Raw genomic sequence first — 20,596 nt, 5'->3', positions numbered from 1 at the left:
TCTGCTGGGCACGGCTAGGGCCGTGGCCAGAATCTCTTCTCGGTGTCGACGTCGTCCCCCCAGCCGGCGATGTCGACCCAGACGTCCACGCCGTCGCGACCCTGCCAGCAGGAGATCTGCGTGGATCCGCTGCCGTCGAAGTTGACGGTGTGCGAGCTGCTGCCGATGGTGCCGTAGGCGCTGGACTTGCACCACACCTGCTTGGACCCGATGTTCAGGTTCTTCCAGTTCACGACGAACATCCGGCATCCGTTCACGCAGCTCTCGGGCGCGGGGTCGCCCTGCGTGACCCACACCTCGGGGGCGGGCGGGGCATTGGTGGTGGCGGATGCCGACGCGACCGGCGTCCACTGGCCAGCGGCGTCCTGCGCGCGCACCTGGATGCTGTGGGTCTCGTTGTAGCCGTTGCCGCGGACGACGGACCCCTCGATCGCGGCGTCGCGCCAGCCGTTGCCGTTGATGTTGATCTGGGTGAGCACGATCGCACGGCCGTTGTCGGAGACCCGGGCGTTCCAGCTCAGTTCGACGCTGGTACCGAGGTTCCGGGCTCGGGCGACCGGAGCGTGCGGCGGACCGTACGGGATCTCGGAGATGGCGTTCGAGGGCCCGCTGGCGTACGCCGATCCGCCGACGTTCGACACCGCGCGCAGCTCAACCGTGTACCGGGTGCCGTTGGTCAGGCCGCCGATCACCTGGTTCCCGGGCAGGCCCGCCCAGCCGCCGCCGTTGAGGCGGTACTGGTAGCTGACCTCGGTCGTCCGGGCGCCGTTGCGGTCGCCGGGGGTGTATTCGATGCCGAGAGCGCGGTCACGGGCGTGCACGGCCGTGAGCCTCGGCGGGTCGGGTGCGATCACGCCGCGGCGCTCCGCGGACGGCGGGCTGAACTCGCCCCAGCCCGCCTTGTTCTGCGCGCGGATGCGGTAGGTGTACGCCGTCTCGGAGGTGTCGACCACGACCGCCTGGCTGGTCGCCCCGGCCGCCGGATAGAGCGTGTCCACCACGGTGCCGCCGCGGAGCACATCCAGCTGGTAGCCGTCGATCGCATCGCCGTTGCTGTTCGGAGCGACCCAGTTGACCTGCATCTGGGCGCGGTCGCCGACCGGCGCGAGCTCCTGCGTGGTGGGCGCGGCGGGCTGCAGCGGCGGCCCCGCGGGGATCTCCGCGGTCGACCAGGCGCTCCAGCTGGAGGGCTCGGGGGCGCGGTTGTGCGCCTGCACGCGCACCTTGTAGCTGGTGCCGTTCTCCAGACCCTCCCAGACCAGCGAGTTGCCGGTGGTCTCCTTCTGCGCGATGCCGGACGGCGGCACCGGGGAGATCTCGAGCGTGTACCGATCCACCGGCGACCCCGGAGTGGTCGGGGTGGTCCAGGCCACCTTCAGCGACTTGTCGCCGAACGCCAGGGTGGGCGGGTTCGGGGTGTCCGGCCGGGCATCCGGGCGGGCCGGTTCGGATGTGCCCGACGGCTCCGACTCGCCGACGCGGTTGGTGGCCGTCACCTGGAAGGCGTACTCGACGTTGTTGGTGAGCCCGTCCAGGGTGCATGTCGTCGAGGAACACTGCTTCGAGTAGGGGTTCCCCTGCACCGAGCGCACCGTGTAGTGGGTGATCTCGGCGCCGTTGTTGGACGGCGGCGTGAACGAGACGACCACGGTGCGGTCCTGCACGCTGGTGACCGACGGGGTGCCGGGAGCCTCCGGCACGCCCTGCACCGTGACCACGATCTTGCCGTTCGCCTCGCGGTCGGGGTCCTCGGTCGCATCCTGGATGCGGTAGGCGACGACCAGCGTGCCCACGAACTTCGCGCCCGGCGTGACGACAACCTCGTCACCGCGCACGTCGACCCGGCCCTCGCCGGATTCCGTCGCGGCCGACAGGATCTTCAGCGGCGTCTCCGGGAACGGGTTGAAGTCGTTCGCGAGGACGGGGACGGTGATGGACTCCCCCTGGTCGGCCTCGGCGATGGTGTCGGTGTTGGCCGCCGGCATGGCACGGTTCGAGGCTGTCACCCGCACGGTGACGGTGCCCTCGATCGGCTCGGTCTCGCCGTCGCTGATGCGCAGCGTCAGGGTGACGCCGGTGCCCTTGCGGGCGTTCGAGGATGCCTGGACCGACAGCTTGTCTCCGTCGATGCTCGCCGAGACGCCGCTGCCCTCGCCGTCGACCAGCGTGTAGCGGTGCTTGCCGGCGTCCTCCGGGTCGGGGTCGGTGGTGAGCTTGCCGAGGTCGAGCACGGTGGCGTCCTCGCCCGGCGACACGTTCACCTCGCCCGAGACGAACGTCGGCTGCTGGTTGTCCGGCGGCAGCACGGTGATCGGGATGGTCAGGGTCGCCTTGCGCCCCTCGGGGTCGTCGGGCCCGGTGCCGTCGGTCACCTCGAAGGTCAGACCGTCTTCGCCGAAGTATCCGGGCGCGGAGGTGTAGACGAGGGTGCGTTCGTCTTTGACGAGGTTCGAGCCGTCCGCGTGCGCGGCGGTCACTTTCGCGTGCTCGGTGATCACCACGGACCCGCCCCCGGCGACGGTGACGTAGTCATCCAGCGGCAGCTCCTTCGTCTCGCCGCTGACCACCTCCACCGGCTTCGTCGAGGTGAGCGTGGGACGCAGCCCGTCCACCGCGGGGACGAAGATGAACGCGGATGCCGCCAGCCCGTCCTGATCGGTGAGGGTGTAGCGGATCAACTGCATCTCCTCGCGGACGGTGACGCGCACCGTGCCGTTCTTCTGCACCGTCGCGCCCTCGCCCACCTCGAGTTCCAGCGCCTCGGTGGTGCCGTCGGGGTCCTCGTCGTTGCCGAGGATGTCGATCTCGGCGACGAGTGAGTCCTCGGCGATGTCCGTGGGCAGGACGCGATCGTCACGGGCGATGGGCGCCTGCAGCGGCACGTCCTCGTCGACGGTGATCTGCAGCACGGCGGTGGCGGTGGCACCCCGGCTGTCGGTGATCGTGTACTGCAGCGACGTCTCGACGGCGCGGTCCGGTGCCTGCACCAGGACCCGGTCGCCCGAGACGCGCGCCGACAGGCCGCCGACCTCCGGCGTCTCCAGGCCGTTCTTCACGAGCGCGACCTGATCGCCCTCGGGGTCGGAGTCGTTCTCCAGCACCGGCACCGCGATCTCCCGGCCAGGGCGCACCACCACGGCATCCTTCACCGCGTACGGCGCCTGATTCGCCTGCTCGGCCGGAGCGATGCCGACCCGGATGGTCGCGGTGCCCTCCTTGCCGAGCCGGTCGCGGACGCGGTAGGTGAACGTGTCGACGCCGCTGGAGTCGTCGAAGGCCTCGTAGCTGAAGTAGTTCTGGGCGGTCTCGGTGATGCGGCCCTTGGTGGGGCTGGAGGCCAGGCCGAGCAGTTCGACCGAGTCGCCGTCCTCATCGATGCCGTCCAGCGGCACGGCGATGTTCACCTCGGTGCCGGCGAGGGCGCGCGCGGTGATGTCCCGCGGCCGGGGAGCGGCGTTCTTCTCCTCGTTCACCGGGAGGATCTGGATGGTGATGTAGCCGGCATCCTTCTGCTGCCGCGAGTCGACGACCTCGTACGTGGCGTAGACCGTCTTCGCCTCGGGGCCCGCCTTGAATCGCACGGTGTCCTGCGAGACGAACGCCTCGCCGTCCTCCGGGTCGACGAGCGGTTCGATCAGCTCGGGGGCGACGTGCATCGCGTCGTCGTTCGGGTGGGTGTCGTTGTCGAGCACGGGGATCGTCACGACGTCCCCGGCACGGACGACGACCTGGTCGTCGTTGGCGACCGGCGGCAGGATCTCGTCGGGCGCGGGGATCGGGATGACCACCACCTCGCCCTCGGCCGACTGGGCGCCGTTCGAGATGCGGTAGGTCAGCCGCACCTGCTCGTCGAGCGCACCCTGGTCGGTGATGCGCAGGGTCTCGTGGTTCAGCACCGAGACCGAGATGCCGCTACCCGGTTCGACCGTCACGGACTGGACGACGAGGATGCCGCCCGCCGGGTCGGTGTCGTTGCCGAGCACCCCGATGAGGACGTCGCCGCCGATGGGCAGCAGGGCCACGTCGCGCACCGCGACCGGGGGCTGGGTCTTGTCGGCGGCCTCGGTGACGTCGACCCGGACGATGCCGCGGCCGTTCTTCGCCCCCGCCGTGACGAGATACTGCACGTAGTAGACGCCGGGTGCGGGGGCGCTGAAGGTGAAGGTCTTGTTGGCGAAGTCGGCCTGCACGGTGGCACCGGGGACCTCGTCGACGCGGGCGAGGCGGAGGGGTTCGCGGCCGCTGCTGGTGTCGTTCGCGAGCGGCGAGATCGTCACCTGCTCGCCGACGCGGGTCACCACGTGGTCCGCGTTCGTCTTCGGGTCGGTCGTCCCGGGCGGGCGGACGTCGAGGACGATCGTGCCGGTGGCCGTCTCGCCGAGACCGTCCGCCACGGTCACCTGGACATCCTTCCGGCCCTGCAGGCTGGCCACGGCGTGGTAGGTGATCTGGCCGTCGGTGGTGAAGTCGACCTCGTCGCCGGGAGCGGCGATGACCTCCTTCAGATAGATGTCGTCGCCGTCCGGATCGATCCAGTCCGGAAGGATGTTGTACGACACCGTCCCACCCGACTCCACCGCCAGCGTGGTCTTCCGCTTCGGAACCGGTGCACCGTTCTGATCCCAGTCGTGCACCGAGACCGTCACCGTCGCGGTGTCCTTCCCACCCCGACCATCATCAGCCTCGTACCCGAACGACGCCGACCCCGACGCATCCTCCTCCACCGCCATCTGCAACGACGCCCCGTTATGGATCGGCTGCACCGACCCCAGCGACGGCCCCTCCCCCGTCACCGTCGCCACCAGCACGTCACCATCCGGATCGTTGTCGTTATCCAGCACCGGCAGCACCGCCGTGCCCCCCGGACGCACCCCGAACGAATCATCCTCCGCCACCGGCGGAGTGTTCACCTCACTGCGCTCAGGAAGAGTGGTCTCCACCGTCTCCTCGGTGGTCTCCTCCTCGTTCTCCGTCTCCCCCTCCGGCGGAGTGATGTCATTCCAGTTGTCGACCCGCTGCAGACTCTCATCCGCCGTCCACGCCGCACCACCGACCGCATCGTTCAGGATGATCACATCCCGATTCACCCGGAACGTCAGCGACGACGCCCCCTCCGCGCCCTCGATCCCCGCGACCACATCACTGGACTCCCCCGGGCACTCCCGCACGAACATCGCCGACCCGGCCCACGCCCCATACACGCAGCCCCGCAACGACACCGGCACCGCCGGCGACCCCGACCCCCCGGCATCCGTCACCTGCGGCTCCCCGCCATCCAACGGCACCCGCACCAACGACGACCCCGTCGCCACCGCCACCGCATCCCCCGGCGCCGACGCGTACTGCAACACCGCATCCTCCGCCGCACCGATCTCCGTCCGGAACCCACCCGGCGTGGTCACCACACCCGCCGCATCCAACACCACCGGCACCCGACCCACGGCCGTCACCTGCACCGGGCCCTCAAGCTCCCCCACCGACGACACGGCCGGCTCCAACGGAGCACCCTCCGCATCCACCGGCACCGTGACGACCTCACCGCGCGACCCCGACACCCCGAACACCGTGCCATCCCGCGCCACCACGACATCCGAAACCTCGCCCAACTCGGCCACCGGCTCGGCGCCCTCGATCTCGAAGCCCGCGATGCCCTTCACCGGCACCACCCAGAGCTCGCCCGACCTGCGGTCCAGCACGGCCACGGTCTCGTTGCCCAGCGCCACCTCCGCAGACCCGGGGACCCCCGTGCTGTCACCGAGCGCGACCCGCGCCGGATCCACGGCCGTGATCGCGGCATTGCCCTTGTCGACGACCACCACATTGGTGCCGTCCTGCAGGATGTCGAAGTCCTCACCCGAGGTCCGCAGACCCCCGTCGAGCACCGTCGACTCGTTGTTGAAATGCCCCACCAGCAGGCTCGACGACTTCGTGATCCACACACCGCCATCGTGCAGATCCACCTTCGTCGTCGGGAACCCGTCATAGCTGAACGCCATCGTCGTGATCGCGACCACGCCCGCCGTCACGCCCGCGGCGGACGCGAGCGTCTTCGGGCGCGCCCGCAGCCACGACATCGCCTTCATTCCCGGTTCCCCCTGTGGGATCGCTCTTCATCGGAGTTCACGCCGCCCCGAGGATGGGCCCACGACGCACCGGAACATCCTAACCGGGGCGTTCGCCGGGCGCCGATGGGGAGATATGCCCCAATCCCCGCTCGGTCCGTACATGGTCGTGACGGCGGCGGTGTTCACGATCGTTGCGCCGCGCGCGAGCACCGGGTCGGGACGCTGCTCGACGCTCCAGTCGTTCAGCTGCGCGGACCAGTGCGTGTGGCTGTTCAGCATGACGACGTTCGGGTTCTCCGCCACCAGCGCCGCGAACCGCTCGGTGTCGGCGCCGAAGTCGTTCGCGTAGAAGCGGGCATAGGTGCCCGACACCGAGTACGGCAGCACGTGATGGGAGAAGAGGAGCACGGGCTTGCCCTGCTCGCGCCAGTGCGCGAGTCGACCCTCGAGCCAGGCGAACTGCTCGTCGGACAGCTCCACGAACGGCCCGGCGCCGGTCTTGGCGGCGTAGTCGTAGAACTCGCTGCCGATCCAGAGTAGCGGCAGTTCGCCGTCGACGAGCACCTCGCCCCAGAGTCCGCCCTGGCCGCCTACCCCGCGCATGCCGGTGCGGTCCAGGAACCGGTCGAGGTATACGTCCGACCCCTCCCAGCCGTAGAACTCGTGGTTCCCGGCGGTCGAGACGACCGTTCCGTACTCGTCGCCACCGCCCGCGCGGAACGCGCTCAGATAGGCGTCGTAGTTCGCGGTCGCGCCGTTGCTGACGAGGTCGCCGTTCACGACGAGGGTGTCGGCCGGATGCGGCAGCGACCGCAGCCCGGGAAGCACGAGGTCGCGCATCCGGGTCGTCGCGCCCTGGATGTCGCTGAACACGTCGACGGTCGCCTTCGGCGCCTCGTCGTCGGCCAGGGGCCGGAGGGGACGGACCACCTGGACGTCGTCGATCATCCACGACCCGGCGGCGCCCTCGGTGCGCAGCTCGAAGCGGATCGTCATCGACTTCGCACCGGCCGGGACGACGACGCGGAGCCGCGGCTGCGCGGACTCCTCGTCGCTGCCGGCATACTGGCGCAGCACGACCGGGGCACCGCGGTCGAAGGCGACGGTCACCGTGCCGGTCTGCGCCGCGCCGCGGGCACGGTAGTGGCTGTCGAAGCGCAGCTCCAGCTCGTCGCCGCCTTCGACGGCGATGGGGCTGCTCGTCAGCGAGCCGGCGAGCGCGGCATCCGTCGCCTCGGCCACCGCGATGGTGCCGGATGCCCGGGTGAACGCCTGCCGGCGGTCGGTGCCGTGAGCGGCGACCACCTCGGAGAGGGTGGAGCGCTGCCAGGCGCCGTCGACCGTCCACGGGTCGGTGGCGCCGTCGAAGCCGTCGAACCAGACGAGCCGCTCGGTCGTGACGCGGGACGCGGCGGTCGGATCGGTGCCGGCCGCCGCGGCCGCGGGCGAGATCACGGCGGTGACGAGCAGGGCGGCGGATGCGGAGATCGCGCCAAGGGTGCGTCTGGGTGCCATCACTTCTTCCTGGGAGTGAAGGGGAATGCGTCGCCTTCGAGCATGCGAGGCGGTGAGAAGTGCAGACAACTTCCCGCGCGGATGTTCGCGCGGAAGTCACCGGGGCCGGTCGTCGCGCGGTGACGGCACAGTGAAGGAACGGTGCAGTGAAGGAACGGTGCAGTGAAGCAAGGGTGCAGTGAAGAGGAACTGTGCACCGATGTCAGCCGGCCGCGGCCGCCCGCCAGCACCCTTCGACGTGGTCGTCGACCATGCCGGCCGACTGCATCAGGGCGTACATCGTGGTCGGGCCGACGAACCGGAAGCCGCGGCGGCGCAGCTCGCGGCTGAGGGCGTCGGATGCCGGGGTGACGGCGGGCACGTCGGCGAGCGTGCGCGGCCGCGGCCGCTCCGAGGGGTCGGGGGCGAACGACCACATCAGCGCGTCGAGCTCCCCCTCCGCCATGCCGGCGACGAGGGAGGCGTTGGCGATGGTGGCCTCGATCTTCGCCCGGTTGCGGATGATGCCGGCATCCGTCATCATCCGTTCGACGTCGTCCGCGCCGAAGGCGGCGACGGCGACCGGGTCGAAACCGGCGAACGCCTCACGGAAGCGCGGGCGCTTGCGGAGGATCGTGATCCAGGACAGCCCCGCCTGGAAGCCCTCGAGCGCCATCTTCTCGAACAGTGCCCGGTCGCCGTGCAGCGGGGTGCCCCACTCCTCGTCGTGGTACCGACGGTACTCGGCGTCGTCGCCCACCCAGGCGCAGCGGGCGCGGGCATCGGGGCCGGTGCGGAGGGATTCCATCCCGCCACGCTAGCGCCGGCGCCCCCCGGTCGTTGAGCGAGCGAAGCGAGACGAAACGCCCCGACGGAGAAGGGGCGCGCCACCCCCGGTCGTTGAGCGAGCGAAGCGAGACGAAACGCCCCACGGAGCAGTGCGTTTCGTCTCGGTCGGCTTCGCCGCCTCGCTCAACGACCGGAAAGACGCTTCTTCAGCTGCTTCTCGGTGATCGGGGCGTTGCCGGAGGCGCGGAGAGCGGCGTAGTGGGCGCGCGCCTCGTCCTGCCGCTGCTCCTCGATGCCGGACGCGATCGGGGCGCGGACGTGCTCGGGCTCGTAGCCGAACGCGGCCACCAGATCCAGCGCGTGCGGACGCAGCCGGGCACACAGCCGGTCGATGTACCGCGACACGGCGGCTGCCCGCTGCGTCGACAGCCGCCCGTTGATGAGGTACCAGGCCAGGTGCTTCTCGATGACGTGCAGCCCGAACAGATCCCGCAGCCAGGTCAGCACCTGCTTCGTGCCGGCATCCGTCGTCTGGTGCACGACATCGGTGAACGCCTCCCACTGCAGCAGCTCGCCGTGCGCGCGGGCGGCCTCGATGAGCTCGGCCTGGTTCTCGTTGAACAGCCTCTCGCCGAGCACCCTGTCCTTGCCGGCCGCGCGCAGCCGGCCGGCGATGTCGGCGACCATCTGCTGCACGCGCTCGGTGAGCAGCTCGTGCTGCTGCTCCTCGCGCAGCCCGAGCTCCACCGAGCGCGACACCTGGCCCAGGTCCGCCACGGCCTGGCCGAGCGCGCGGAGCCCGGCACCGTGGAACACCTTGCCGGCGGTCTGCCCGACCGCGTAGGCGGCGAGCGCCCGGGCATCCTTCCCCTTGAACTGCGCCGCGAAGTCGGAGAGCAGCCGCTTGCCGACCAGCTGCAGCAGCACGTTGTTGTCGCCCTCGAAGGTGACGTAGATGTCGAGGTCCTGCCGCAACCCGACCAGCCGGTTCTCGAACATGAACCCGGCGCCGCCGCACGCCTCGCGGCACTCCTGCAGCGTGTCGAGGGCATGCCAGGTGGACAGCGGCTTGAGCGCGGCGGCGAGCGTCTCGAGGTCCTCGCGGTCGTCGGGGGTGTCGGTGCGGCCGGAGAACACGCCGTCGAACTTCTGCAGGAACTCGTCGTGCGCGAAGATCTGCGCGTAGGTCGTCGCGAGGCGCGGCAGCAGGCGCCGCTGGTGCTTGCCGTAGTCGAGCAGCACCGTCTCCTGCCCGTCGGCGCCGTCGAACTGGCGGCGCTGCGTGGCGTAGGTGATCGCGATGTGCAGGCCGAGAGCGGATGCCCAGGACGCGGCGCCGTCGAGCGATACGCGGCCCTGCACGAGCGTGCCGAGCATGGTGAAGAAGCGGCGGCCCGGGCTGTCGATCGCGCTCGAGTAGGTGCCGTCGGGGGCGACGTCGCCGTAGCGGTTCAGCAGGTTGGTGCGCGGGATGCGCACGTGGTCGAAGCTGAGCCGGCCGTTGTCGATGCCGTTCAGGCCGCCCTTGAGCCCGTCATCCTCACGGCCGATGCCGGGCAGGTCCGTGCCGTCCTCACCGCGCAGCGGCACGTAGAAGCAGTGCACGCCGTGGTTCACGCCGTTCGTGATCAGCTGCGCGAACACCGTGGCGGCCACGCCATGCAGGGCCGCGTTGCCGAGGTACTCCTTGGTCGCGCCGCGGAACGGCGTGTGGATGACGAACTCCTCCGTCTCCGGGTCGTAGGTCGCGGTGGTGCCGATGGATGCCACGTCCGAGCCGTGCCCGATCTCGGTCATCGCGAACGCGCCGGGGATGGAGAGGTCCATGATGCCCGGCAGCCACCGCCGGTGGTGCTCCTCCGTGCCCAGCTGCAGGACGGCGGAGCCGAACAGGCCCCACTGCACCCCGGACTTGATCTGCAGGCTGGGGTCGGCGACGACGAGCTCCTCGAAGCCGGCGATGTTGCCGCCGTTGTCCTCCTCGCCGCCGAACGCCTTCGGGAAGGCCCGGTGCACGGCGTTGTTCTGCACCAGCAGGTGCAGCTGCGACAGCACGCGCTCGCGGTGCTCGTCCTTGCCGAGCGCGTCGTCGCGCCAGAACGCCGGGTCCTTGATCATCTCGCGGGCCTTGCGGCGGGTGTCGGCCCACGTGCCGAGGAGGCGCTCGGTGACCTGAGCGACGTCGATGCGGATGTCGTCGTACTCGGCGGATGCCGGATCGGGGCGGACGGCGGCGTCGACCATGGCGGTTCCTCTCGAAGGATGTCGGGACACCCTCATGGTAGGACTGCCACAACGGCCGTCGAAGTCGACTGTGGAGTCGCGCCAACCGCGGGGAGGGACCTCCTCCGCCGCGATTGTCGCGACTCCACAGCCCTCCGGGTCAGATGCTCAGGCCGTGCCCGAACCGGAACAGCGGGTCGGCGGTGTCGAACGGCACGTCGGGCCGGGACTCTTCGACCGCCGCCATGGACCGCGGCAGGTCGAAGGGCAGTCGTCCCTTCGCCTCGGCCGCGCCGGTGAGCACGTCGAGCAGGGCCGCACCGGACGCCCCCCAGTTGACGGTGATCGCGGAGGCGGAGCTGACGAACGGCGTGAGGATCGCCGGGCGGTCGCACAGCACGTCGACCACGGTGGCGACCTGGTCGGCCACCGCGCGCACGTGGGCGACGACGTCCTCGGGGAAGTCCAGCGAGCCCGCGTGGAAGAAGTTCTCGAACGCCGTCGCACGCTGCTCGTACGGCGCGTGCAGCCGGATCACCGCGAGGTCGGCATCCGCCGGGGAGGAGACGACCTCGCCGTACGCGGCCGCCACCTCGGGCTCGATCCCCTCGACGTACAGGCGGCGCCCGCGAGCTGCGGGGAGCACGCCGTCGTTGGTGAGCACCGTGATCGAGGCGCGCTGCGCGGCCTCGCCGGCGGCGCGGAAGTCGGCGCGCCCGACGATCGCATCCGCGGCGTCCTCGTCCACGTACGGATTCTCGAACAGGCCGAGCGCGCGCATCCGGACCGCGCCGCCGACGCGCTGCGCGAGCTGCCCGCGGACGCCGAGGAGAACGCGGCGAGCGAGGCGGGGCTGATCGAGGTGTACGCCGTGCTGTCCTGTGAGGCGGTGCCCGCCGGGCATCCGGCGCACGACTACTTCGCCGGGCGGTTCACCCGCACGATCGAGCACTTCGCCGAGCTGTTCCGGCTCGCCCAGCGGGACGGCGACCTGCCCTCGCACCGCGACCCGGAGCAGGAGGCGGTGTGGCTGGTGGCGCTGTGGGACGGCCTGCAGTACCGCTGGCTGTACGACCGGGACGCCGTGGACGTCGCCGCCCACCTGCGCGCGCACCTCGACGACGTGCTCCCGCGCTTGTGAGCGACGGACCGCAGTTGCTACGGTTTTCGCTACGCGACGGAGCGAACCGGCCTCGCCGCACACGTGTCCATGAGACGCGGATGTCCGGCCACCGACTCGCGGCGTCCCGTCGCCTCGTCATGGGAGCACCCCCGCTCCTCCCCGCCGCGCTCGCGCGGTGACCCGGCCGGTCATTCGTCAGGATCGGCCGCGAGCCGAAGCGGTCCACGAGCATCCCGCCGAAGACCGCGCCGACGACGGAGCCGACCATGATCGCGGCGTTCACGAAGCCGGTCATCAGCGGGTCGAGGCCGAACTCCTCCTTGACGGCCGTGATGCCGAAGGCGAGGGAGGAGAAGTCGTAGGCGTCCATGAAGATGCCGCCCAGGGCGAGGATGATGATCGCCTTGGTCCGCGTGCCCTGCGATCCCTTCTCGGCGAGCAGGGCGTGCACGTCGCGGGAGGTGCGGATGACGGTCGGCGCGGTGACGGTCGCGCGGGTACTCATGGGCTCGGCGTTGCTCATGTGCGCCCACACTACGGCCTGTCATGACATCTCGCCGCGCGGGATGTCACATCGCGAAACACGGATGCCGGAGCGCTTCGGCGGCGCGGAGCCTGCCGCGGATGCGGCCAGGTCAGGCGCCCGCGCCGGCGATGACGGCGAGCACCGCCTCGCCGTAGGCCTCGCGCTTCTTCTCGCCGATGCCCGTGATCCCGGAGAGCTCGGCGACGGACGCCGGCCGGTGCGCGGCGAGCGCGCGCAGCGTGGCATCCCCGAACACGATGTACGCGGGGACGCCCTGCTCGCGCGCGGTCTCGGCACGCCAGGCGCGCAGCGCCTCGAACACGCCGCGGTCCGCCGCATCCACCGTGTCCGCCGCCGACGCCTCGCGCACGCGTCCCGCGCTCACCCGGCCGATCGAGTCGCGCCGCAGCGGCACCGCCGTCTCCCCGCGCAGCACGCCGGCCGCGCCCTCGCCGGGCGCGAGCGTGCCGTACTCTCCCTGCGCGACGAGGATGCCGCGGGCGAGCAGCTGCCGGATGACGCTGCGCCAGTCCTGCTCGGACAAGTCGGCGCCGATGCCGTAGGTGGCGATCCGCTCGTGCCCCATCTTGCGGATGCGGTCGGTGGACGAGCCGCGCAGGATGTCGATCAGGTGGCCGGCGCCGAAGGCCTGATTGCGCTCGCGCTTGAGCCGCACGATCGTGGAGAGCAGCTTCTGGGCGGGGATGAGGCCGTCGAACGTCTCCGGCGGCTCGAGGCAGGTGTCGCAGTTCCCACAGCGGTCGACGGCGTCGGCGCCTTCGCCCGCGGATCGGGTTCGGTCCAGGCTCTGCCCGAAGTAGTTCAGCAGGTTCTGCCGGCGGCACTGCACCGTCTCGCACAGTGCGAGCATGGCGTCCAGGTGCTGGCCCATCCGCATCTTGAAGGTGCGGTCGCCCGGGCTCTGGTCGATGAGCCGCCGCTGCTGCACGACGTCGCCGAGGCCGTACGCCATCCAGGCGATGGACGGCTCGCCGTCGCGGCCGGCGCGTCCGGTCTCCTGGTAGTAGCCCTCGACGGACTTCGGCAGGTCGATGTGAGCGACGAACCGGACGTCGGGTTTGTCGATGCCCATGCCGAAGGCGATCGTCGCGACCATGACCACGCCGTCCTCGCGGAGGAACCGCGCCTGGTTCGCCGCCCGCACCTCGGCCGGGAGCCCGGCGTGGTACGGCAGCGCGTCGACCCCCTGCGCGACGAGGTGATCGGCGGTCTGCTCGACCGACTTGCGGCTGAGCGCGTAGACGATTCCGGACGGCGCGGCCCCCGCCGGCGCGTCGGGCAGCAGTTCGGGCACGCTCCGGATGAACGACAGCAGCTGACGCCGGGGGTCGACCTTCGGCACGATCCGGTACTGGATGTTGGGCCGGTCGAAGCTCGCCACGAAATGCTTCGCGTCGCCGAGCTGCAGGCGCTCGGTGATCTCGCGGTGTGTGGCCTTGGTCGCCGTCGCCGTGAGCGCCATCCGCGGCACCCCGGGGAAGCGCTCGGCGAGATCGCCGAGCGCGAGGTAGTCGGGGCGGAAGTCGTGCCCCCACTGCGACACGCAGTGCGCCTCGTCGATGGCGATGAGGCTGAGCACTCCGCGCTGCAGCAGGCGCGTCGTCTGCGGGCTGGACAGACGCTCGGGGGCGACGTAGAGCAGGTCCAGCTCGCCGGCGAGATAGGCGCGCTCGGTGTCCGCCCGTTCCTGCGGCGACTGGGTGGAGTTCAGGTACGCCGCGTTCACGCCGTTCGCGCGTAGCGCGTCGACCTGGTCGTGCATGAGCGCGATCAACGGGCTGATCACGAGACCGGTGCCCGGCCGGACCAGCGCGGGCACCTGGTACGTGACGCTCTTGCCACCGCCGGTCGGCATGAGCACGACGGCGTCGCCGCCGGCGACGACCTGGTCCACGATGGCGGCCTGGTCGCCGCGGAACTCGTCGTACCCGAACACCGTGCGCAGCGCCTCGAGCGGCGTGGCGTACCGGGCGGGTGCGGCCGTCGGAGTCTGCGGCACGTCGCGGGCGGGCGCGGCAACGACGCGGGTCGCCGCGGCGGCGGGCGCCGGGGGCGCGCCCCAGTCGAGCGGGGGCGCGTATCCGTCGTCCGGCGGAACCCAGTCCATGGGCTCGGGCGCGCCCTGATACGGATCAAGGAGGGGATCGCCCCACGGCTCGTCGTCGTACGGCAGATCCTCGTACGGATCGCGGGAGGCCTGCGGCATCCCTCCACCCTAACCATCGCCGACGACGCCGGGACCCGCTCTCCACAGCCCGGGCCGCCGTGTGCGGGCGTAGGTTGGACGCGTACGCCGGAAGGAGCCGCCTTGGCAGACATCACCGTGACCCGCAACGACGACGCGTCCCGCTACGAGATCCACCACGACGGCACGCTCGCCGGTTTCGCCGAGTTCGACCGCCGTCCCGGCGAGATCCGGTTCACGCACACCGAGGTCGATCCCGCCTTCGAGGGCAAGGGCCTCGCCGGCCGGCTCGTCCAGGACGCGCTGGCGGATGCCGTGGCATCCCGCGACACGATCGTGCCGTACTGCCCGTACGTGCGGAGGTACCTCGAGACCCACGACGTTCCCGGCGCCGACGTCCGCTGGCCGAAGCGATGATCGGCCGGCACCGCGTCCTGCTCGAACCGCGCGAGGTGCCGCTCGGCGGGGTGCGGAACATGCACGTGCTGCGCACGCTGCCGCACCGGAACCTCCCCACCATCGGGGCGTGGTGCTTCCTCGACCGCTTCGGACCCGCGCAGGTGCGGATGCGTCTGGAGCCGCATCCGCACATCGGACTGCAGACCGTCACCTGGCCGCTCGTCGGGGAGATCCGGCACCGGGACAGCGTGGGCAGCGACGTCGACCTGCGTCGCGGCCAGCTGAACCTGATGACCGCCGGGAACGGCATCGTGCATTCCGAGTACTCCGTGGGCGAGGATGCCGGACCCCTCGACGCCCTGCAGCTGTGGGTCGCCCTGCCGGAGGGTGCGCGCACGCACGCGCACGGCTTCGAGCAGCACACCAGCCTGCCCGCGGTGCAGCTGGCCGCCGCCGAAGGCGAGGACGCGACCGCGATCGTCGTGCTCGGGCGATTCGCCGGCGTGGACTCCCCCGCCACCGTGCACACCCCGATCGTCGGCGCGGAGGTCCGGGCCACGGCCGGGTCGCGGGTGGCGCTGCCGCTGGATGCCCGGTGGGAGCACGCGGTCCTGCTCGTGGAGGGCGACGCCGAGGTGGACGGGCATCGCCTGGACGTGAACGGCATGCTGTATCTCGGCGACTCCCGGGACGACGTCGAGGTGTCGACGGATGCCGGTGCCCTGCTGTTCCTGCTGGGCGGGGAGCCGTTCGCCGAGGACCTGGTGATGTGGTGGAACTTCGCCGCCCGCAGCCACGACGAGATCGTCGAGGCCCGGGAGGCGTGGGAGGCCGCCGGCGCCTCCGGCTCGGACCGCTTCGGGCACGTCCCGGGGCACGGGGAGGAGCGCATCCCGGCCCCGCCGATCCCGCCGGTGCGCCTGCTCCCCCGCATCCGCAAGCTCTGACCCGAGCCGCCGGCCCGCCGCCGCCGCCCTCTGCCGCACCGCCGCCGTCACCCCGCCGGGAGAAGAACGCACCGCGCAGCGCCCCGCGGATGCGGGAAGCTCCCGCCGACGGAGAGGGCCGACCCCGCCGGGAGAAGAACGCATCGTGCAGCGGCCCCGCGGATGCGGGAAGCTCCCGGCGACACAACGGCGGCGAGCGCCGCGGGCGGGGCCGGAGACGCGGGAAGGCCGGATGCCCGGCGAGGGGCATCCGGCCTTCCGTGGCGCGTCAGCGCGCGTCGACCGTGACGATCGTGCGCACGTCGGAGTCGCCGTACTGCACCACGCCGAGGTGCTTACGGGCGTCCAGCCCCGACCAGCTGAGGTCGTAGCTCGTCGCCTCACCGCGGGTGACGGTCAGCGGGTTCGGGGTGGCCGTGAACCCGCCCTCCCCGGCCGGCTGCACGTTGGCGTAGGTCATGTCCCACGTCATCGGGCCGGTGGTGGAGTACATGTTCGCGACGACGAGGTACGTGCCCGCCGTCGGCGACGGGATGGTCACCTGCTCGTCCGCCGCACCGGTCGCCGACTGCCAGCGCTCGTAGTAGCGCAAGTCCTCCGGCGACACCACGCGGTACACGGTGAGGTCGAGGTCGCTGCCCTCGTCGTCCGAGGAGTCGAGGTCGAACCGCGAGAGCGTGGTGCCCTCGGGCACCTCGACGATCCACGACACGTCCTTGTTCTCGTCGCCGGACTTCTCGTTCCCGGAGTGCCCGGGCACGGGGTTCGCCTCGTCGACCAGCAGCTCGAACGGCGTGAGACCGCTGAGGTTCAGCGGCAGCTCCCCGTCGACGCCGGGGGTGATCTCCACCGTCGTGGAGCCGTCGGCACCCGTCGCGGCGACCTCACCCGGAGCGGCGGCCGTGACCGGGAACACCGCGATCGGCGAGCGGACGTCGCCGCCCTCGCCCTTCCAGGTGAGCATGCCCGTGGCCCACTGCTCGGCCGGGGCGCCGGCGTTGTCGAAGGTGACCGTGAAGGTCTGCGACTCGCCGGCCTCCGAGAACGTCAGCGTCGACGGCTCGACCGTCGCGTTCACACCCGGCACCGACACCTCGGCGGTGTAGGTGCCCGGCGCGGTCGCGGTCACCGTGCGGGTGACCGTCTGCGCACTGGCGAGCATGCCGATCGAGATCGATGCGCCGTTCAGGTCGCTGCCGTCGATCGGCTCGATGCCGTCGAAGTCCGCCAGGCCCTTGCCCTCGATGAACGCGGCCCAGTCCGCCGGTCCGCTGAGATACAGCAGGCCGGGCTCGAAGTAGCGCGTCGGGTCGACCTGGCCGGCGCCCTGCGCGAACGGGTCGGTGTTCGCCGAGCCGTCGGCGTCGACCGTGTCGCACGCCGTGGTCATCAGCGCCGACTTGATCTCCGCCGGCGTGGCATCCGGGCGCTCCCCGAGGTACAGCGCGGCGAGGCCCGCCACGTGCGGCGAGGCCATCGACGTGCCGGACAGGATGCCGTAGGTCGGCTCCCCCTCCGCGGCGTTGTGCGTCGCGGCGAGGATCGCCACGCCCGGTGCGGCCACGTCCGGCTTCATGATGTCGGAGCCGTCCGCGTTCATCGGGCCACGGCTGGAGAAGCCGGCGACCTGCGGCACCGGCGTGGTCTCACCGGTCACGTTCTCGCCGATCAGCGTGATCGGACGGTCGGCGCCGCCCTGCACGTACGCCAGCACGGCGTCACGGTGCACCGAGGACAGGTGCACGGTGGGCACCGCGTGGAAGTCGTTGTCCAGCGAGTCCGCACCGCCGGGCACGTTCACCAGGACCATGCCGATGCCTCCGGCATCCTTCACGACCTGCGACTTCTCGGCGCGCGCGTTGCTGCCGCGATCGCACACCACGATGTGCCCGGCGACCTTCGCCGCGTCCAGCGTGCCGGGCAGGCACAGGTTCGCGCCCTCCGCCGCGGCGGCGTCGCCGGCGTAGATCGAGGGCCCGGTGACCTCCTCGCCGAACGGCACGCTCACCGAGGCGCCGGCCTCCTCGAAGCCGTCGAAGCGGACGGTGCCCTCCCAGGTCGGGATGGTGGATGCCGCGACAGTGGTGTACCAGGGCGAGGCGTGGTCGGCCGTGGCCGGGTCCGGGCCGCTGTTGCCGGCGCTCACGGCGACGAACACGCCGGCCGCCGCCGCGTTGAAGAACGCGATGTCGTCGGGCTCAAGGACGCTCGTGGCCGCCCCGCCGCCGATCGAGTAGTTGATCACGTCGACGCCGTCCGCGACGGCCGCGTCGATCGCGGCGACGAGGTCGCTCAGCGCGCAGATGTCGTCGTCGCTGACGCTGGTGTCCGGGCCGACGTAGCAGGCCTTGTAGGCCGCCACCTTCGCCGCCGGCGCGACGCCGGAGATGGTGCCGAAGTCGACGCCGTTGACGGATGCCGGAACCCCGAAGTTCCCGGCCGCGGTGCTCGCGGTGTGCGAGCCGTGCCCGTCGCCGTCGCGCGGGGACAGGTAGTCGTGCTGGAAGTCGAAGCCGGCCGCCTGAGCGCCGGTGTGGAAGTACCGGCCGCCGACCAGCTTGGTGGAGTAGTCGTTCTTGTTCCACTCCTGGCCCCGCACGATCGGGCTGCGGAAGGTGCCGCCGTCCGCCTTCTGGTAGACGACGTGGTCGCCGTCCGCGTACGGCTGCCCCTGGGACTTCTTGTGGTCCTTCTTCTTCAGGCCGTGCCCCGCGAAGGACGGGCTCTCGGGGGCGATGCCGGTGTCGATCACGCCCACGACCACGCCGTCACCGGCGGTGCCGACGCCGCCGATCTCCTCCCAGACGCCGCCGGTGCCGTCCACGTCGGAGCCGAGGCCGAGGAAGTCGGTGGACGACTGCGCCTGCGGATGCCGGATCTCGTCGGGGAACACGCCGAGGACGTCCTTGGATGCCCGGAGCGCGTCCACCTGCTCACCAGTGAGCTCGGCACTGAAGCCGTTCAGGGTGACCTGGTAGCTGGCGTCCGGGGTGACGCCGGCCTGCTGGGCGAGCTTGCGCTGCTCGTTCTTCAGGTGCGCGATGTACTTCTGCGAGTTCTCGGAGTGGGCGTCCAGCTGCTTGCCCTTCTCCGGCTTCGTCGCGCGGAGTCCCTTCGCGTCGCCGTCGTAGGTCGCGAGCGGGTCGCCCTTCAGGACCACGATGTAGTGGCCGGGGGTGCCCTCAACCGGCGCGGGGTGTGTCACCCCCTCGTCCGCGAATCCTGCTGTCGCCGTCGATCCGATGAACAACACGGCCAGGGATGCGGCCGCTGTCGCCCTGAGGGGTGTTCGTCTCATGAGCTCTCCCGATGTGTCCGATGCGGCGTCGTCGCCACAACGTCGCTCAACCTACCCGGCATCGCGGACAGCACGCCACCGCACACGGCGGACGCCGCAGATCGGCCGCGTCGGACCCCCGCCGATAGGCTGAACCGGTGAGCACCCGCACCGTTCTCAGCACGCGCGCGCTGCTCGTCTGCGCGGCGATCGGCGTGGCGACGGGCATCCTGGGCGGCGTCGCCGGGCTGCTCACGGTGCCGGTGATCGCGGGGCCGCTCGCGTTCCTGTACGGCCTGGTGCTGGGGGTGCACGTGCTGCCCGGCATCGTCGCGCAGGAGGTGCTGCGCCAGCCGCTGGTCGCCCTGGTCACGCATGTGATCGCCGCGCTCATCTCCAGCGCGTTCAACCCCGCCTGGACGGTGCGCTTCATCGGCACGGCCCTGCTGTTCGGCGCCGTGCAGGAGGGCGTGGCGGCGCTCACCCGGTACCGGTCCTGGGGCGCCTGGCGCTTCTTCGTCTCGGCGATCGTCATCGGCGGCCTCATCGGCGTGATCGTCTGGTTCGCCGTCGACCTGGAGCGCTTCCCCGCCTGGGCGCAGCTCGCCTATCTCGCGTTCTCGCTCGTCGGGCCGGTCGCCTGGACCGCGGTCGGGCTCGCGACCGGCTCAGCGCTCACGCGCGCGGGCGTCACCCGGCGCTGACCGTCCGCCCCGCCGGATATCGTGGAGGGCATGTCCCGCATCCTCGTCCGCCGTCCCTCGCCCCGTCTCGCCGAAGGCGAGCTCACCCACATCGAGCGCGTCCCGGTGGACGCGGAGCTCGCGCAGCGGCAGTGGGAGCAGTACGTCGACGCGTACCGGTCCCGCGGCTGGGACGTGGTCGAGATCGAGCCGGCGGATGCCCACCCCGACGGCGTCTTCGTGGAGGACACCGTGGTGATGTTCGGCGACCTGGCCGTGCTCACCCGCCCCGGCGCCGACTCGCGTCGCGGGGAGATCGACACCACCCGGGCGGCGCTGGAGCGCGCGGGCATCCCGTTCGAGCGGATCGAGGAGCCGGGCACCCTCGACGGCGGCGACGTGCTCAAGGTGGGCCGCACCGTCTACGTCGGACGCACGCTGCGCACCAACGATGAGGGCATCGCCCAGCTCGACGCGCTGCTCTCGCCCCGCGGCTGGACCGTTGTCCCGGTGCCGGTCACCAAGGTGCTGCATCTGAAGAGCGGGGTCACCGCGCTGCCCGACGGCACCGTGATCGGCTACCCGCCGCTGGTGGACGACCCGTCGATCTACCCGGAGTTCCTGCCGGTGCCCGAGGAGCACGGCACCGCGGTGGTCGTCCTCGACGACGACACCGTGCTGATGTCGTCCGACGCCCCGCAGAGCGCCCAGCTGTTCCGCGACCGCGGCCTCACCGTGATCGAGACCCCGATCAGCGAGTTCGAGAAGCTCGAGGGCTGCGTCACCTGCCTGTCCGTCCGCGTCCGCGACTGACAGTGCGCGGCGCACGCGGCCCCGACATGACGGTGCGGGTGCGCGTCATCC

Annotated in this window: 11 protein-coding genes and 2 pseudogenes; 5 read left to right on the top strand and 8 right to left on the bottom strand. The window is 71.3% G+C overall.

Going from position 1 to position 20,596, the window contains the following annotated elements; translation table 11 throughout:
• Positions 1-14: 14 nt before the first annotated feature.
• The 5 genes and pseudogenes from JRG78_RS01145 to JRG78_RS01125 all read right to left on the bottom strand — a co-directional run.
• Positions 15-6,083 (bottom strand): Ig-like domain-containing protein, encoded by a 6,069-nt coding sequence (locus JRG78_RS01145; RefSeq protein ID WP_272653502.1) that lies wholly within the window; start codon positions 6,081-6,083, stop codon positions 15-17.
• A 27-nt stretch (positions 6,084-6,110) separates the two neighbouring features.
• Positions 6,111-7,580 carry a metallophosphoesterase family protein gene (locus JRG78_RS01140; RefSeq protein WP_259607195.1) on the bottom strand — a complete coding sequence of 490 codons (1,470 nt, stop codon included), beginning with the start codon at positions 7,578-7,580 and terminating at the stop codon, positions 6,111-6,113.
• 202 nt (positions 7,581-7,782) lie between these two features.
• Entirely contained in the window at positions 7,783-8,367 is a 585-nt protein-coding gene (locus JRG78_RS01135; protein ID WP_259607194.1) for a DNA-3-methyladenine glycosylase I, read from the bottom strand.
• A gap of 164 nt (positions 8,368-8,531) precedes the next feature.
• Positions 8,532-10,592, bottom strand: coding sequence for an acyl-CoA dehydrogenase family protein (locus tag JRG78_RS01130; protein WP_259607193.1), 2,061 nt, complete (start codon positions 10,590-10,592; stop codon positions 8,532-8,534).
• A 139-nt stretch (positions 10,593-10,731) separates the two neighbouring features.
• Positions 10,732-11,343 (bottom strand): annotated as a pseudogene (locus JRG78_RS01125) (glycoside hydrolase family 3 C-terminal domain-containing protein); the annotation flags it as partial.
• A 99-nt stretch (positions 11,344-11,442) separates the two neighbouring features.
• Here JRG78_RS01125 and JRG78_RS01120 point away from each other — a divergent pair.
• On the top strand, positions 11,443-11,712 hold the full coding sequence (locus tag JRG78_RS01120; protein ID WP_259607191.1) for a TetR family transcriptional regulator C-terminal domain-containing protein: 270 nt from the start codon (positions 11,443-11,445) through the stop codon (positions 11,710-11,712).
• Between the two features lie 238 nt (positions 11,713-11,950).
• Here JRG78_RS01120 and JRG78_RS12545 read toward each other — a convergent pair.
• Both JRG78_RS12545 and recQ read right to left on the bottom strand, forming a co-directional pair.
• Positions 11,951-12,064: pseudogene (locus tag JRG78_RS12545) on the bottom strand (hypothetical protein); the annotation flags it as partial.
• Between the two features lie 265 nt (positions 12,065-12,329).
• Entirely contained in the window at positions 12,330-14,447 is a 2,118-nt protein-coding gene (gene recQ, locus JRG78_RS01110) for a DNA helicase RecQ (protein WP_259607189.1), read from the bottom strand.
• A gap of 102 nt (positions 14,448-14,549) precedes the next feature.
• Between recQ and JRG78_RS12540 the strand changes: the two genes are divergently transcribed.
• Complete coding sequence (locus JRG78_RS12540; protein WP_336297696.1) at positions 14,550-14,843, top strand: GNAT family N-acetyltransferase; 294 nt, start codon at positions 14,550-14,552, stop codon at positions 14,841-14,843.
• A complete protein-coding gene (locus JRG78_RS01100) occupies positions 14,840-15,772 on the top strand; it encodes a pirin family protein (RefSeq protein WP_259607188.1) in 933 nt (310 codons plus the stop codon). The genes JRG78_RS12540 and JRG78_RS01100 overlap by 4 nt, the downstream gene beginning before the upstream one ends.
• A 268-nt stretch (positions 15,773-16,040) precedes the next feature.
• On the opposite strand, the gene JRG78_RS01095 is transcribed toward JRG78_RS01100, so the two are convergent.
• On the bottom strand, positions 16,041-18,977 hold the full coding sequence (locus JRG78_RS01095) for a S8 family serine peptidase (RefSeq protein WP_259607187.1): 2,937 nt from the start codon (positions 18,975-18,977) through the stop codon (positions 16,041-16,043).
• Between the two features lie 230 nt (positions 18,978-19,207).
• On the opposite strand from JRG78_RS01095, the gene JRG78_RS01090 reads away from it, so the two are divergent.
• Positions 19,208-19,753 (top strand): ECF transporter S component, encoded by a 546-nt coding sequence (locus tag JRG78_RS01090; protein WP_259607186.1) that lies wholly within the window; start codon positions 19,208-19,210, stop codon positions 19,751-19,753.
• 30 nt (positions 19,754-19,783) lie between these two features.
• A complete protein-coding gene (gene ddaH, locus JRG78_RS01085; RefSeq protein WP_259607185.1) occupies positions 19,784-20,545 on the top strand; it encodes a dimethylargininase in 762 nt (253 codons plus the stop codon).
• Positions 20,546-20,596: the final 51 nt, after the last annotated feature.

The organism is Microbacterium sp. EF45047, assembly GCF_028472845.1.
Taxonomy (GTDB): Bacteria; Actinomycetota; Actinomycetes; order Actinomycetales; family Microbacteriaceae; genus Microbacterium; species Microbacterium neungamense.
The sequence above is the reverse complement of the archived record's forward strand: the minus strand, read 5'-3'. Positions and strand labels throughout refer to the sequence as shown.

Bases quoted from the DNA above. Each gene is read 5' to 3' on its own strand.
- JRG78_RS01145 (WP_272653502.1), bottom strand. From the start codon at position 6,083: ATGAAGGCGATGTCGTGGCTGCGGGCGCGCCCGAAGACGCTCGCGTCC.
- JRG78_RS01140 (WP_259607195.1), bottom strand. From the start codon at position 7,580: ATGGCACCCAGACGCACCCTTGGCGCGATCTCCGCATCCGCCGCCCTG.
- JRG78_RS01135 (WP_259607194.1), bottom strand. From the start codon at position 8,367: ATGGAATCCCTCCGCACCGGCCCCGATGCCCGCGCCCGCTGCGCCTGG.
- JRG78_RS01130 (WP_259607193.1), bottom strand. From the start codon at position 10,592: ATGGTCGACGCCGCCGTCCGCCCCGATCCGGCATCCGCCGAGTACGAC.
- recQ (WP_259607189.1), bottom strand. From the start codon at position 14,447: ATGCCGCAGGCCTCCCGCGATCCGTACGAGGATCTGCCGTACGACGAC.
- JRG78_RS01100 (WP_259607188.1), top strand. From the start codon at position 14,840: ATGATCGGCCGGCACCGCGTCCTGCTCGAACCGCGCGAGGTGCCGCTC.
- ddaH (WP_259607185.1), top strand. From the start codon at position 19,784: ATGTCCCGCATCCTCGTCCGCCGTCCCTCGCCCCGTCTCGCCGAAGGC.